The 14,181-nt window shown below is 54.3% G+C and carries 12 protein-coding genes; 11 read left to right on the top strand and 1 reads right to left on the bottom strand.

Translation table 11 applies throughout. The features are described 5' to 3' along the window. Window positions 1-34 precede the first annotated feature (34 nt). The 7 genes from aptA (at window position 35) to EYC82_RS02340 (ending at window position 7,546) form a co-directional block, all read left to right on the top strand. On the top strand, window positions 35-1,360 hold the full coding sequence (gene aptA / locus EYC82_RS02310) for an omega-aminotransferase AptA (protein WP_279247942.1): 1,326 nt from the start codon (window positions 35-37) through the stop codon (window positions 1,358-1,360). Between the two features lie 25 nt (window positions 1,361-1,385). Further along, window positions 1,386-2,354 (top strand): AEC family transporter, encoded by a 969-nt coding sequence (locus tag EYC82_RS02315; protein ID WP_279247943.1) that lies wholly within the window; start codon window positions 1,386-1,388, stop codon window positions 2,352-2,354. A gap of 68 nt (window positions 2,355-2,422) precedes the next feature. Continuing rightward, window positions 2,423-3,079 (top strand): 2OG-Fe(II) oxygenase family protein, encoded by a 657-nt coding sequence (locus tag EYC82_RS02320; protein ID WP_279247944.1) that lies wholly within the window; start codon window positions 2,423-2,425, stop codon window positions 3,077-3,079. A 365-nt stretch (window positions 3,080-3,444) separates the two neighbouring features. Continuing rightward, the gene (locus tag EYC82_RS02325) at window positions 3,445-4,290 is read left to right on the top strand and encodes an SDR family NAD(P)-dependent oxidoreductase (protein ID WP_279247945.1); all 846 of its coding nucleotides are present in this window, start codon (window positions 3,445-3,447) and stop codon (window positions 4,288-4,290) included. Window positions 4,291-4,326: 36 nt separating this feature from the next. Then, window positions 4,327-6,258 (top strand): flavin-containing monooxygenase, encoded by a 1,932-nt coding sequence (locus EYC82_RS02330; RefSeq protein WP_279247946.1) that lies wholly within the window; start codon window positions 4,327-4,329, stop codon window positions 6,256-6,258. Between the two features lie 34 nt (window positions 6,259-6,292). Further along, window positions 6,293-7,075 carry an SDR family NAD(P)-dependent oxidoreductase gene (locus EYC82_RS02335; protein ID WP_279247947.1) on the top strand — a complete coding sequence of 261 codons (783 nt, stop codon included), beginning with the start codon at window positions 6,293-6,295 and terminating at the stop codon, window positions 7,073-7,075. A 36-nt stretch (window positions 7,076-7,111) separates the two neighbouring features. Beyond that, window positions 7,112-7,546: a DUF1810 domain-containing protein gene (locus EYC82_RS02340; RefSeq protein ID WP_279247948.1), complete on the top strand. Its 435-nt coding sequence runs from the start codon at window positions 7,112-7,114 to the stop codon at window positions 7,544-7,546. A 56-nt stretch (window positions 7,547-7,602) separates the two neighbouring features. On the opposite strand, the gene EYC82_RS02345 is transcribed toward EYC82_RS02340, so the two are convergent. Beyond that, the gene (locus EYC82_RS02345) at window positions 7,603-8,739 is read right to left on the bottom strand and encodes an acyl-CoA dehydrogenase family protein (protein ID WP_279247949.1); all 1,137 of its coding nucleotides are present in this window, start codon (window positions 8,737-8,739) and stop codon (window positions 7,603-7,605) included. Between the two features lie 225 nt (window positions 8,740-8,964). Here EYC82_RS02345 and EYC82_RS02350 point away from each other — a divergent pair, with 225 nt between their 5' ends. The 4 genes from EYC82_RS02350 (at window position 8,965) to EYC82_RS02365 (ending at window position 14,178) form a co-directional block, all read left to right on the top strand. Then, complete coding sequence (locus tag EYC82_RS02350) at window positions 8,965-10,392, top strand: aldehyde dehydrogenase family protein (protein ID WP_279247950.1); 1,428 nt, start codon at window positions 8,965-8,967, stop codon at window positions 10,390-10,392. An 11-nt stretch (window positions 10,393-10,403) separates the two neighbouring features. Next, complete coding sequence (gene glpK / locus EYC82_RS02355) at window positions 10,404-11,897, top strand: glycerol kinase GlpK (protein WP_279247951.1); 1,494 nt, start codon at window positions 10,404-10,406, stop codon at window positions 11,895-11,897. Between the two features lie 11 nt (window positions 11,898-11,908). Beyond that, window positions 11,909-12,094 (top strand): hypothetical protein, encoded by a 186-nt coding sequence (locus tag EYC82_RS02360; RefSeq protein ID WP_279247952.1) that lies wholly within the window; start codon window positions 11,909-11,911, stop codon window positions 12,092-12,094. Between the two features lie 593 nt (window positions 12,095-12,687). Then, entirely contained in the window at window positions 12,688-14,178 is a 1,491-nt protein-coding gene (locus EYC82_RS02365; protein WP_279247953.1) for a B12-binding domain-containing radical SAM protein, read from the top strand. Window positions 14,179-14,181 lie beyond the last annotated feature (3 nt).

Here is a 14,181-nt window from a genome sequence, read left to right on the forward strand (position 1 = left end):
TACCATGTGGCCTTTGGTGTTGGAAATGATACGGATGGATAGGCCCCACCTGACACGTGAAGAACTCGAACCCTACTGGATGCCTTTTACAGGCAATCGGCAGTTCAAGGCTGACCCTCGCATGATTGTGGCCTCCGAGGGAGTATTTTTGGTAGACGACAGTGGTCGCAGGGTGCTCGACGGGTTGTCGGGCCTATGGTGTTGTGGCGTGGGCCACAACCGCCGCGAAATTGCTGAGGCCGTCAACGCACAACTGCAAACCCTCGATTACGCCCCCGCATTCCAGTTCGGTCACCCCGGCGCCTTTGCTCTGGCCAGTCGACTAAAGGCCATTACACCGGTAGGTCTGGACTACGCTTTTTTTACCAACTCCGGTTCTGAGGCCGTGGATACCGCCCTCAAGATGGCCCGTGCTTACTGGCGCCTGAGGGGAAAGTCCGGGAAAACGCGGTTTATTGGTCGAGCCAGGGGATATCACGGGGTGAATTACGGAGGCGTTTCCGTGGGAGGGATTCCCGCCAATGTTGAGCCTTTTGGCCCCGTTCTCGAGACTGCGCTGCTGTCAAGCACGCTGTTGCCTGAGAACGCGTTTAGTCGCGGTATACCCGCAGCAGGGCTGGAACTTGCTGAAGAGCTGATTGCTCTCATCGCCCGCTTCGGGGCTGACCAAATTGCAGCAGTTATTGTCGAACCGGTTGTTGGCTCCGGGGGTGTCGTGCCGCCACCACTCGGTTACCTGGAGCGTCTGCGCGCCATTTGCGATGAAAACGAGATTCTGCTGATCTTCGATGAGGTGATTACTGGCCTGGGTCGCTGCGGCGCGATGACCGCAGCGGAAGTGTTTGGAGTAGTGCCGGATATCATGACCCTCGCCAAGCAGTTGACTAATGGCGCGATTCCCATGGGTGCTGTTATGGCTTCGGCGCCGATTTATGAGGCGTTCATGAACGCTGGCGCGCCTCAACACCTGCTGGAGTTCAATCACGGCTACACTTACTCGGGTCACCCTGTGGGCTGTGCTGCTGCACTGGCGGTGCTGGATATACTCGAGCAGGAGGCGCTGCCTCAGAGAGTAGCGAAAGAGGCGATGTATTTCGAAGACGTATTGCACGAGCTCAAAGGCGCGCCCCACTTACGGGATATTCGTAATTTCGGATTCGCTGGTGGCTTGCAGCTGGCGCCAATGGAGGGAGATCCCACACGTCGGCCTTTTGAAGTCGCTATGCGAATGTGGCACAAGGGCTTTTACGTGCGCTACGGCGGCGATATTATCGCGCTGGGCCTACCTTTCATCATGGAGCGAAACGAGATCGACAGTCTGGTAACGGCTCTGGGTGAAGTGCTGGACGAGTTGGATTGAGCGCGCGCATGACCTGGTCGCTGTTATGAGCCTGGCCGGCACCTTGAACCTGTTTTATGCCTCGCTGGCAGTTTCACTGCCCACCTTCGCCTGGGTTGCCCTGGGCGTTGCACTCAATGCGTTTGGTATTCTGCCCCAGTGGCTGAATGACAGGATTTCCCTGTTGGCCTTCAGGTTTGGATTGCCACTGATGTTGTTCGCTGGAGCGGCTCAAGTGGACTATAGCGCTCTGGGAGCAGCGCGGTACCTGCTCGCGGGGGTGATCGCGACCTTGTTGGTATTTGCGGCCAGCTGGCTCTACACCCGCTGGCGCGGTCACCCAAAAAGGGAGCAAGGAATATTCGTGCAAGCCGCTTTTCGCTCCAATCTGGCGATTGTCGGTATGGCGCTTACGCTCTCTGCCTACGGTGAGCGCGGGCCTGAACTGGCGGCGTTGCCGGTTGCGCTAATGACCGTGCTTTACAATATTCTTGCGGTGTGGGTGCTTGACAGTACTCTTGGCAATAGCACAAAGCTGGCCAACGTGTTCAGGGGTGTCGTGCTAAACCCACTGGTTATCGGTGTAATGGCCGGTGTTTGTCTGGCAGTCTCTCCGATGTCCGTGCCTGCGGCAATGCGACCTGCCGGGGTTATTTTGTCGGGTTTTTTTCTGCCTCTGGTATTGATTTGTATTGGTGGGTCCATGCGTTTTTCACGCTTGTACAGGGCCGGTCCCCTCACCTGGGAGGCCAGTGCATGGAGGCTTATTCTGGCACCTATGGCGGGCGTTTTAGTGGCCTTGTCCCTGGGCGTGCGCGATGAACATCTGGGGGTTTTATTCCTGTTGCTGGCAACACCCGTGGCTGCCTCCAGTCATGTCATGGTTGCGGCTGCCCGTGGAGACAGTACGTTGGCGGCAAACATTATTGTGTTGACCACGCTACTGTCCCTCGTGACGATTACCGCGGGTTTTTTTACGCTGGCTTATTTTTCCATGGTTGGCAAACTACAGTAGCGACAGTGCGTTATCAGAGAGTAGCCGTGTACTGTATGCCCGACTAACCCGATTGAGGATGACACAACATGAAGCCTGTGTTGGATATGCCGAACCCCTCGCGTCTCGAGGACTGGCGTTGCCTGGCGCCCGGTGCTTTTGCGGCACGCCCTTTCAGTAGCGCCCAATGCCAGGACTTGCTTGCGCAAATAGTTGCGGGGAAAGCGTTCTCATCGGTGCCTCGGGAGCAGCCCAATTCCATGCATAACTATGGAATGGTAGTGAATAATACGGAGCTGTCTGCACAGCTTGCCTGTCTACCAGACACGTGGCTCGCGACGGTCATTCCAGCGCTTTTTCCGCACTTGCCCGGTGGTCGCTTTGGCGATCAGCATGCTTTTATGGTGTTATATGGTGAAGATGCAGAGCGGGAGCTGGCACTGCACGTCGACGCCAGCCATATCACCCTGAACATCTGTCTCGAAAACGACGCTCAGGGTGGCGAGATCAATTTCACCGGGGCTCGCTGTGCACGACATGTGAACGAGCCGCCTGATCGAACCATTGTGAGCCATCGCTTTGAACCCGGTGATGTGTTGTTACATGTGGGTAACCAGCGGCATCACGTGTCCCCGCTGCGCGGGGGACGGCGCAGAAATTTACTGGTCTGGTACCGTTTGGAGACTGAGGTTTTTGACCACAGCAACAGCTGGGTACAGTCGATTTGTGCTACCTGCTCTGCGTGATCAAGTAAAATTCACCGAAGGTTGGTCCCTGCAGGCGCGAAAGGTTGCTGGCAGTATCGCGCATGATCTGTACGGAGGCTTTGTGTTAGTCAGTCATTATCACCTATCGATGACACGTAAAACTCAGCGAGGCGGACCAATTTGCAGATCTGGCGTGACGCCTCATGCGGATCGCGGCTCGGGCTCTGGTAGTATCACGCAGTCGCAAAACACAGGTCATACAGGGGGCAGCCGGCTGGGATACAGTTGTGTTCGTTAGCGAAATATTGGCACGAAGACAGGCAATTTGATGCCCGGGCGGGGGGCAGATAGTCCTGCGCTCTGGAGCAAGCCGCAGATTCAATAGTTATTTGCCAGGAGAACGGATGAAAGATTTTAAGGGAAAAACGGCGGTTATAACCGGCGGCGCGAGTGGTATCGGGCGAGCCATGGGAGAGTTGTTTCTTTCCAACGGTATGCAGGTAGTGTTAGCAGACATAGAGCAGGACGCGCTGGATCGCACAGTGTCGGAGTTGTCTGCCATTGGGCCGTGTATCGGAGTAGTGACGGACGTGTCTAAAGCTCTGGATGTGCAGGCACTCGCCGATACAACGATCGATACTTATGGTGGTATTCATATCGCCTGTAATAACGCAGGTGTCTTCGCAGGTGGACTGCTATGGGAAGAGAGTCTCGCTGATTTCCGCTGGCAGCTGGACGTGAATGTGTGGGGTGTTATCCATGGTATCCGTACCTTTGTACCTATCATGAAAGCGCAGGACACGGAGTGTCACGTGGTAAATACCGCTTCCATGGCGGCGGTTACAGCCATGCCGTATTCAGGAATCTACCACATGACAAAGCATGCGGTGCTGGCCGTGAGCGAGTCGCTTTATCACGAGCTTTCTTTTCACGCCCCGCATGTAAAGGTCTCTGTGCTGTGCCCGGAGGCGATCAATACCGGTATCTCTAATTCCGAGCGCAATCGTCCCGAGGTTTATAGCGGTGACGGAAACATTGTCGAGACAGACGAGCGGCTCATGGTTTCGCAGGCGCTAAACGACAGTGTCAGTGCCGGCATCGGACCAGAAGTTATGGCGCAGCGCGTGCTCGACGGTATTATTGAAGAGCGTTTCTATTTGTTTTCGGACGAAGCCTGGCGAAAAGCAGCTAATATACGACTGGACGATGTACGTGAGGCGCGCAACCCCACCTTCGCGCCTCCAATCTAGCCCCCGAAGACACTCAAAACAACTGGAGTTTTAACCATGCCAGACACTAACTTTGGTATCCCGGACGACGATGCGGTGATTGAGAAAGCCCTCGAGGATGCCAGCATACCCACGCTCATGATGAGTATGATCCACATGAGCGGTGACGCCCGCCTGCTCGACGGAGAGGTACGTCCCGCTGGCGTATTTATCAATGAGTACCAGGGGTACATGAGCGAGGAGGCGAAAGCCACCGTCCGTGCGCAGGCGCTGGAGGTGATCAAGGCCTTTCGCGACGGAGGGTGCAAGCTGCCGCCGCCGCCTGACGCAAAAACGGTGCATCGCATGATGAATTTTCTGGTCGCCGCGGAGGTAGCTGAAGATTATGTTCCCATGATGCTGGAAGAAATGGAGTTGGACGGCGTAGACCAGCGCAGTGACGCGTGGAATGACGACCTAACAGTAAAGGTGCGTAGGGAGCACAAAGTGCTGGTTATCGGTGGTGGCATGTCGGGTGTGCTCGCGGCCTATCGCTTGCAAGAGGCAGGAATCCCCTTTGTTCTCATCGAGAAAAATGCATCTGTCGGGGGGACATGGTTCGAGAATCGATATCCCGGTGCCAGAGTGGATGTTGGAAACCATCTTTATTGCTATTCCTTCGAGCCCGCTCATCACTGGTCAGAGTATTTCTCACAACAAGGTGAGCTGCAGCAGTATTTTGAAGGCGTAGTGAATAACCATCGCTTGCAGGACCATATCCGCTTCGGTACAGAAGTTACGCGGGTTGTTTTCGAGGAGGACAGTAAACTTTGGGCGGTTGACACCGTGGACAAGGACGGTAGAAAAGAGCAATACGTGGTGAACTCGGTGATCAGTGCTGTAGGCCAGTTAAACCGCCCCACATATCCCAATATACCTGGCATAGAGTCTTTCAATGGTCAGTGGTGCCACTCAGCGAACTGGGATAACTCTATCGATTGCACTGACAAAACGGTGGTTGTCATTGGTTCGGGTGCCAGCGCCTTCCAGATGGTCCCTACAATTGCAAAACGTGTGGCTCACATGACCGTATTCCAGCGCTCGGCACCATGGATGTTCGAGAATCCGATTTATCATGACAAGGTACCGCAAGGTAAGAAATGGTGTCTTCAACATTTGCCATTTTATACGCGCTGGTTCCGCTTTCTTATCTTCTGGCCGGCCTGCGATGGCGCCTATGACACAGTGTTTGTTGATCAGGACTGGCCCCACCAAGATCGCTCGATCAACGCGATGAACGATATGGTGTACGACATGTTCGCGGAGTATATAAAGGGGCAGGTGGGAGATGATGAAGACTTACTCGCAAAGGTGATCCCGGATTACGCCCCGATGGGAAAGCGCACACTGCAGGATAATGGCAGCTGGTTGTCGGCACTCAAGCGTAACAATATCGATCTCGTCACTTCGGGTGTTGTCAGTGTTAGTGAGGAGGGCGTTACTGCCGAGGATGGTATATTTTATCCGGCGGATATCATTCTATATGCCACGGGGTTCGAAACCGATCAGTTCCTGTGGCCGATGGAGATTCGGGGCAGGGGGGGTGTTACCTTGGCAGATCAATGGGGGTTGGAACCGGCGGCCTACCTTGGAATCACCGTGCCGAATTTTCCGAATTTCTACTGCATGTATGGCCCAGGCACTAATTTAGCTTTTGGCGGTAGCCTTATTTTCAATGGCGAGTGTCAGATTCGTTATATCATGGAGTGTCTAAAAGCCCATATTCAGTCTGGCGAGCAGACCATGGAATGCAAAGAGGACGTATTTGCCGACTACAACAGTCGATTTCGCGCGCTGCATGCGCAGTTAGTCTGGGAGCACGATTCTATCAAAACGAGTTTTTACCAGAACGCGGAGGGCAAGGTGACTCTGTTGTGGCCATGGAAAATACTTGATATGTGGCGTTGGACCAAGCAGGTCAATCAAGACGATTACTATCTTGGCGGTTAGCGGGTTCTTACTAATGACAGTGTGAGGGAATTGTATGTCCAACCTGAAAAATAAAGTGGCTATTGTCACAGGCGCTGCCTCCGGTATTGGCCTGGCCTGTGCCCAACGGTACGCTCGAGAGGGGGCCGTTGTCATCGGTTTGGACCGTAACCGGACAGATGCTTGGAATAGTTTTGAGGCAGCGATAGATGCCTGTCGTTTTCATCAGGTAGATGTCACCGATGCCGATGTTACCAATACTGCAGTGGCCAGAACGGTAGAGGAGTTTGGGCGCATCGACATCCTGCTTACAGCCGCGGGCATTGGAGAGGCGGGTCCAGTCAATATGCTGGATGAAGACACGTGGGATCGGGTCATCAATGTGAATCTCAAGGGTACTTTCCTCTCCATCAAGGCAGTTTTGGACACCATGATGGCACAGCGCTCTGGCAGTATTGTTACGGTTGCAAGCGTAGAGGGACTCAATGGCACCGAGGGCGGGAGTGTTTACAATGCCTCGAAAGGCGGCGTAGTTATGTTGACCAAAAATATTGCTATCGATTACGGACGTTTGGGGATTCGTTGTAATACCATTTGCCCCGGCTTTATTAACACACCATTGCTGCATGAGGTCATGGATGCCATGCCCGACTTTAAAAAAGATGTCGAACGGGAAACCAAAATTGGACGTTTTGGCAAGCCAGAGGAAATTGCGGGTGCGGCCTATTTTCTGGCATCAGATGATGCTTCTTTCGTGACGGGACATAGCTTGGTGGTCGATGGCGGCTACACGGCGGGGCACAGTCACGGTATCGTCGAGTTGATGGGGCTGGTGTAACCAGTTCGGCTGCAGTGCACGCGGAGTTTATTTACTATGTCTGAGCAGTTCGACTTTCGGCGATTTGTGGATGCGCAGGATACGGTAATCGACGCCGTATTTGCCGAGTTGGCTGTCGGCCGAAAGCAAACCGACTGGATGTGGTTCATATTCCCGCCGTTGGCTGGCGTGTTTGAGAGTGATGCGGCGAGGCGGTATGCGATGTCGGGACTCGATGAGGCCAGAGCCTACCTCGCGCACCCTCTGTTGGGCGCGAGGCTCGAGAAATGCTGTGGTTTGCTGCTCGACACCGGGGATGCGACCGCTGAATCTATGCTGGGCTCGGACGATGCGCTTGTACTCCGCGCCTGCATGACGCTGTTTGGACAGTTTCATTACGAGGGTATTTTTGATGAGGTGTTGGCGGCCTACTTCGAGGGCCTCCAGCATGCGACTACGCTGGAACTTCTGGCAGGTGCAATGCAGGAGTGACGAGGCTAGCTGCGCACGCGCCGAGAGAGTGCGCGCCTGCCTCCACCCGTGTCTTGCTACCGGCCAAGAATAGAGCGCGCTACCAGCTCTCGCATGATCTCCGACGTGCCACCGTAAATCCGTTGTATCCGCGCGTCGGCATAGTAGCGCGAAATCGGGTACTCAATGGTATAGCCATAACCACCGAATAACTGCAGGCACTGGTCAATTGTCTTGCACTGCATTTCGGTGCTCGCATATTTCAACATGGCGGCATCCTCAGATGTGAGTTCTTCGCGAGTATAGGCGTCTGCGCATTTTTCATAGAAAGCGCGGTTTACTGCAATGTCGGTTTTTACATCAGCCAGCGTGAAACGGGTGTTCTGAAAGCTCGCTACTGTTTGCCCGAAGGCCTTGCGCTCTTTTACGTAGTCGATAGTGATTTCCATTGCCCCTTCCGCTGCTGCAATGGCCTGTGCGGCGATGCCAAGGCGCTCCCGCGGAAGCTCCTTCATCATGATGACAAAGCCCTTGTTCAGTTCGCCCAGCAGCGCGTTGGCGGGGAGGCGCATATCCTGAAAGAACAGCTCGGCGGTATCCGAAGTATGCTGTCCCAGTTTCTCGATTTTCTTGCCCCGGTCAAACCCGGGTAGGGTGGTGTCCACCAGGAACAGCGAGGTTCCCTTAGCGCCTTTGCCGGGATCGGTAATTGCGGCAACGATGACAAGATCAGCGAGCATGCCATTGGTGATGAATATCTTTGAGCCATTGAGTATCCACTCGTCGCCATCCTGAACAGCGTTAGTACGAATAGACTGCACGTCTGAGCCTGCACCGGGTTCTGTCATGGCTAATGCCCCCAGCGCTTCGCCGGCGACCATTTTGTGCAACCACTGCTGCTTTTGCTCCTCTGTACCGAAGTGCTCGATGTAGGGCGCTACGATATTGCTGTGTATGCTATAGCCGGTAGCGATTCCGCCAAAGCCCATATGCGACAGCTCCTCGATGACGGAAAACGTCACCTGGGGAGATGTCTCCGCAGCACCGTAAGCCTCGGGCAGGTCAGGACAAAGCAGGCCCGCTTCGCCGAGTTTGTTCCAGAGAGATCTTGGAACAATGTGTTGCTCTTCCCACGTTTCGATATGCGGTGCGATTTCGTGTTCGAGGGCCCGTCGCGTCATATCGCGAAACAGGGTCATTTCTTCGTTATCCATGCAGGTGCTCCGACTGCGCTTCAGGGTGCGCTATTTTGCGCGATTGTCCCGACCGAAACAATGCGATTAGAGTCCGGGAACGCTCGCCCGGGCGCGCAGCACAATGTAGCCCGGTCGTCCGATGAATGCAAATAACTGCATAGTATGCTTTGAGGCACTGGCCAGTTCGCCTGCGAGTGCTTACACTGTCGAGTCTTTGCCAATTAAGTTAGCGGGAGAATGTTCATGCGCGAGTACAAGCAGTTTTATATCAACGGTCAGTGGGTGGATCCGGTTACCCCCAACGACTGTGACGTCATTAACCCCGCCAATGAGGAGGTGTGTGGTCAAATCTCGCTGGGGTCTGAGGAGGATGTCAATCGGGCCGTTGCAGCTGCCAAAACTGCTTTTGAGAGTTACAGCCGCACCAGCAGGCAGGAGCGCATTGAATTGCTTGAGTCCTGTGTAGAGACCTATAAAAAATACTATGCGGATATCGCTAATGCGATTCGCGAGGAAATGGGTGCACCCGCCAGCCTGGCGATGACAGCACAGGCCTATACCGGGCAGGGCCACCTGGAGGAAGCGCTGCGAGTGCTCAGGGACTTCGAGTTCGAGGAGGATTTGGGCGACCACCGACTATTCAAGGAGCCCATTGGTGTGTGCGGGCTCATAACGCCCTGGAATTGGCCGGTAAATCAGATTTCCTGCAAGGTTGCTCCCGCTCTCGCGGTCGGCTGCACGATGGTGCTCAAACCCAGTGAAGTTGCGCCTCTGTCGGCCTATCTGTTTTCGCAGGTTATGCATGAGGCGGGCGTGCCCGCAGGCGTATTCAATATGGTCAACGGCGATGGCAAAGCGGTTGGCACCGCGTTGTCGAAGCATCCCGATGTAGCGATGATGTCTTTCACGGGTTCTACACGGGCAGGCTCGCTGGTGGCTCAGAACGCCGCTCCAACCGTCAAGCGTGTAACGCAGGAACTGGGCGGCAAATCGCCCAATATTATTCTCGATGATGCGGACCTCGAAGCTGCGGTTACCCGCGGCCTGGTGCACATGTACAACAACACCGGCCAATCCTGTAACGCACCCTCTCGCATGCTGGTGCCACGTCATAAGCTGGCCGAGGCTGAAAAGATTGCGGCCAAGGTGTCGGCGTCGGTTGTAGTGGGTGACCCCGCTGATGAGAAGACTACGATGGGCCCGGTAGTATCCGAGGTACAGTTCAAAAAAATTCGCAAGTTAATCAACGCAGGCAAAAAAGAAGGTGCGAAGGTGGTTTGCGGCAGCACGCGCCGACCGAAGGGAATGGACAAGGGCTATTACATACGGCCTACCGTGTTTTCCGAGGTGACGAACGACATGGTTATCGCCCGCGAGGAGATTTTCGGACCTGTGCTGGCGATGATTCCCTATGATACGGAAGAAGAAGCTATTCGCATCGCTAATGATACGCCCTACGGTTTGGCGGGTTATGTGCAAAGCGGAGATGTCGGGCATGCTCGCGATGTCGCCTCCAGGATTCGTGCCGGCAACGTGCATATCAACGGTGCTTCAGGCGGCTTCGATGTCCCATTCGGTGGCTTCAAACAGTCCGGCAATGGACGTGAGTGGGGTAGTCACGGTTTTACTGACTACCTCGAAATCAAAGCCGTCGAGGGCTTTGGTCGATAGGTAGCGCTGCCATGGGCCGCTTTATCCTCGCCATCGATCAGGGAACAACGGGCAGTACCGTTGCCCTGATGGATGCGCGCGGCAAAGTGCGGGCCAGCGTCAACTATGAGTTTCCACAGATTTACCCAAAGCCCGGCTGGGTAGAGCACTGTCCAGCGGATATCTGGGCGTCTATCGCCAAGGGCATACGCGCAATATTGAGGCGTAAAGTATGCAAAGCAGCGGATATCGCGGCCATTGGTATCGCCAACCAGCGTGAAACAGCGTTGGTGTGGGATCGCAGGACTGGGGAGCCCCTCAATAATGCCATTGTATGGCAATGTCGGCGCACCACGGATTTTTGTCAGTCCCTGAAGCAACGCGGACATGAAGGCCTTGTCAAGCGTCGCTCTGGTCTGGTGCTCGACCCGTATTTTTCCGCCAGTAAGTATCGCTGGTTGCTGGGCAATACGACAGGCATCAAAGCCGCACTGCGCCGCGGTGAGGTCGCTGCCGGTACGATCGACAGTTTTCTGTTGTGGCAGCTTAGCGGGGGCGAAGTGCATGCCACCGATATTTCCAATGCCTCTCGCACGTCACTAATGAATCTCAAAACGGGGCAGTGGGACGATCAATTGCTGGACTTGTTTCAGGTGCCTCGGGAGATACTCCCTGCGATCTGCCCCTCCAGTGGGATTCTGGGACACACTCGTGGCGTGCCCGGATTACCGGATGGCATCCCCATCGCCGGTGTGGCCGGCGATCAGCAAGCAGCCTTGTTTGGGCAGGCTGGCTTCGACGCGGGTGACGCCAAATGTACTTTTGGCACGGGCTCTTTTATCTTGATGAATACAGGCAGTGAGACGTTGCATTCCAAGGCCGGATTGCTCACGACTGTGGCCTGGCAGCTGGGTGAGGAGGGGCGTCGTGTCTATGCCCTCGAAGGAGGTGCTTTCGTTTGTGGCGCTGCGGTGCAGTGGTTGCGGGACGGGTTAAAAATTATAAAAAGTGCGCCAGATATTGAGGCGCTGGCCGCCGAAGTGTCTGATCACGGCGGTGTCGAATTTGTGCCTGCGCTCACGGGTCTGGGGGCGCCCCATTGGGCACCCGATGCGAGAGGGACGCTGACGGGTCTTACCCGGGGAACAGAGCGAGGGCATATCGCCAGAGCAACGCTGGATGCAATGGCTCTGCAGAATGCAGATATCCTCAGAGTGATGGAAGGGGAGTTAGGCAGGCGTATGCGACCTTTACGCGTTGATGGAGGTGCTGCGGCCAACAACTTGCTGATGCAAATTCAGGCGAATGTTCTGGGTCGTCGATTGGTGCGCCCAAGGGTGATCGAGACAACCGTAGCTGGCGCCAGCTACCTGGCCGGGCTCGGCGTTGGGCTCTGGGAAAGCCCGGCAGATATTCGCAAGATCTGGCGGGCAGACCGGGAGTTTGAAGTCAAAACGAGTGCGGCGGCCAGGCGCAAGCGATATGAATCGTGGGACGATGCGCTGCGGCGCACTTTGCTGTCCTAGACGCGTGCCGAATGGCTGACATACTTTCTTTTCGCAAGCCTTCTTTGAAACAAAAACACAAAGGCAACACCTTGTGCCGCCATGGCCATCACAAGTGGCAGGTTGATACCGAAAAGCAGTTTGACGTAAAGAGAGGTCGACTGGTTACCGTCTACCGTTGTGTTCGCTGTAACAACCAAAAGGTGGTGAGTCACTGAGCAATTTCAAAACTGCGGATGCAATTTGACGCGGTTCGCCTGCCGCCTCGCGAGAGGCGCGTTATTCGCCTACATAGACGATATCGATGCAAAGCTCGCGCATCGGACCAAGATTTGTTGGAGTGAATCGCTACTGAGCATGTCTGTAGCGAATAACACTGCGGTACAAGTGGATGGCGCCGCCATGCTCGCATCTTAATCAAAGCAGCGAAGATTTCTTTAAACAGCGCTAGTTACCGGGCACCTGGTGTTCACACCGTTTACGTTAACTGAATGTCAGGTGCTGCTGCACTGGCGGTTGGTCAGCGTCTGCTGTCCGATATTCAGATGCATGTCGACGGCGTTCTCTGATCTATGTGCTTGAGTGACTTCCTATGCCGGCTAACGTCTGTGATGTATGTCACGTTTCTTGATAGTACGTTTAAGAACCGTGTTAGTGCTGCACTGCGTTCTACCCCGCAGTGACCAGCGAAAGAGGCTAAAAACCACAGCACTATTGTGGGATTTGCCCATATAGACAATTGTCAATGGTGTGATTAGACTCACCATTGACTGTAAAGCTTTGTTATTTAAAACAGCTATTTGAGAACGCAATGGCAAGAATCGCAATAGTGAAATTGTTCAATGGCCTTAATCTGGCGCCGGCACAACTCGCCGGGCAGTTGTTGGCCGCGGGTCATGAGGTAAAAATAATTTACTTCAAGGAAACGCTTGCCCTACCCACTGCCGAGGCAGGCGACTACCTCGAGTTAGATTATCCCGGTACAGGCTTTGTCGCTAATGGCGAGGAGTACTCAGTAGATCTCTACAGGCCCGTCAGTGAAAGCGAAGAGCAATTACTGGTGGAGGAATTGCGCGACTTCAATCCGGACTGCATCGGCTTTACTGTGTTCTCGGGCATGATTGGCCTGTGCGGAGAGATAAGTGACTCTCTCCGAAAGTTTTTCGATATCCCCATCATATGGGGAGGCTCGGGCCCGACACTTGAACCCGAAAAGTGTATCGACTACGCGGATCTTTTGTGTATCAACGAAGGCGAGGCGGTAATCGTAGAGCTGGCTGATCGACTTGATGCCAATACTGGCTTCACGGATATCGAGGGTACCTGGTGCAAGGACAACACTGAGGTCATTCGCAATCCGGATCGTTCTCTCATGGCTTTGGATGATCTGGCGATGCCTGATTGGTCCCTGGACCGTTACGTCTATATTAATGAAGACAAAGTGGAGCGTAACTACTATCCGGAGGTAACACGGGCCTACTCCATTATGACCCAACGTGGGTGCCCGTTCTCGTGTCATTTCTGCATAGAAAGTAAGTACCAGGATATGTTTGGGCGCAAAAACTCGCTGCGCCGGAAATCCATGGATCTTATCCTTGAAGAGCTCAAGTGGGCGAAAGAGAACCTCCCAATCAAGAAAGTCATGTTTTATGATGATGTCTTCACAGTACATCCACGCTGGCTTGGTGAATTCCTGCCACGCTACCGTGAGGAGATAGGGCTGCCGTTCTGGTGTTATTCCTACCCTACTACCCATGATCGGGAGTTGCTTGGCAAGCTTAAGGATGCAGGCTGCGTCGCGATTACAATGGGCGTGCAATCCGGAAGCGAGCGAATTTTGCGAGACTACTTCAATCGGCCAACCAAAACGGAACGTGTGATAGAAGCGGCACAGGAAATAGTCGATACCGGAATTACCGGCTTTTATGATTTGATTACCCGGGTCGATTTTGAAACGGTTGATGACATGGAAGAAACGTTTGAGTTTTTGCTGAAGTTCCCCATCCAGATGAACACGTTCATGCTGCCTAACATGACGAGCTACCCCAACTACCAGTACAGTGAAGACGTGATTGCTGCAGAGAATGCCGGTACCTTAAACCGGCCATCGGAAGATGAGTATGAGTATTACCATCACCTTTACCTACTCTCTCGTTCAACGCTGCCACTGAGCAAGATCCGTGAGATCAGGGGCGACCCGCGCTACCGCGAGAACCCGACACTGATGAAAGAGTATTTTGATCACCAGCCGGTTATGAATTTCACAGATCCGGTCGCGCATCGGGAGCGGCAAGCCGTCTGAGGG

Source organism: Candidatus Marimicrobium litorale (genome assembly GCF_026262645.1).
GTDB classification, from domain to species: Bacteria; Pseudomonadota; Gammaproteobacteria; order Pseudomonadales; family Halieaceae; genus Marimicrobium; species Marimicrobium litorale.

What these genes read in the sequence shown, in the direction of transcription:
- EYC82_RS02365 (WP_279247953.1), top strand. Translation starts at nt 12,688, where the DNA reads ATGGCAAGAATCGCAATAGTGAAATTGTTCAATGGCCTTAATCTGGCG.
- EYC82_RS02340 (WP_279247948.1), top strand. Translation starts at nt 7,112, where the DNA reads ATGTCTGAGCAGTTCGACTTTCGGCGATTTGTGGATGCGCAGGATACG.
- glpK (WP_279247951.1), top strand. Translation starts at nt 10,404, where the DNA reads ATGGGCCGCTTTATCCTCGCCATCGATCAGGGAACAACGGGCAGTACC.
- EYC82_RS02360 (WP_279247952.1), top strand. Translation starts at nt 11,909, where the DNA reads ATGGCTGACATACTTTCTTTTCGCAAGCCTTCTTTGAAACAAAAACAC.
- EYC82_RS02345 (WP_279247949.1), bottom strand. Translation starts at nt 8,739, where the DNA reads ATGGATAACGAAGAAATGACCCTGTTTCGCGATATGACGCGACGGGCC.
- EYC82_RS02325 (WP_279247945.1), top strand. Translation starts at nt 3,445, where the DNA reads ATGAAAGATTTTAAGGGAAAAACGGCGGTTATAACCGGCGGCGCGAGT.
- EYC82_RS02330 (WP_279247946.1), top strand. Translation starts at nt 4,327, where the DNA reads ATGCCAGACACTAACTTTGGTATCCCGGACGACGATGCGGTGATTGAG.
- EYC82_RS02315 (WP_279247943.1), top strand. Translation starts at nt 1,386, where the DNA reads ATGAGCCTGGCCGGCACCTTGAACCTGTTTTATGCCTCGCTGGCAGTT.
- EYC82_RS02350 (WP_279247950.1), top strand. Translation starts at nt 8,965, where the DNA reads ATGCGCGAGTACAAGCAGTTTTATATCAACGGTCAGTGGGTGGATCCG.
- EYC82_RS02320 (WP_279247944.1), top strand. Translation starts at nt 2,423, where the DNA reads ATGAAGCCTGTGTTGGATATGCCGAACCCCTCGCGTCTCGAGGACTGG.
- aptA (WP_279247942.1), top strand. Translation starts at nt 35, where the DNA reads ATGGATAGGCCCCACCTGACACGTGAAGAACTCGAACCCTACTGGATG.
- EYC82_RS02335 (WP_279247947.1), top strand. Translation starts at nt 6,293, where the DNA reads ATGTCCAACCTGAAAAATAAAGTGGCTATTGTCACAGGCGCTGCCTCC.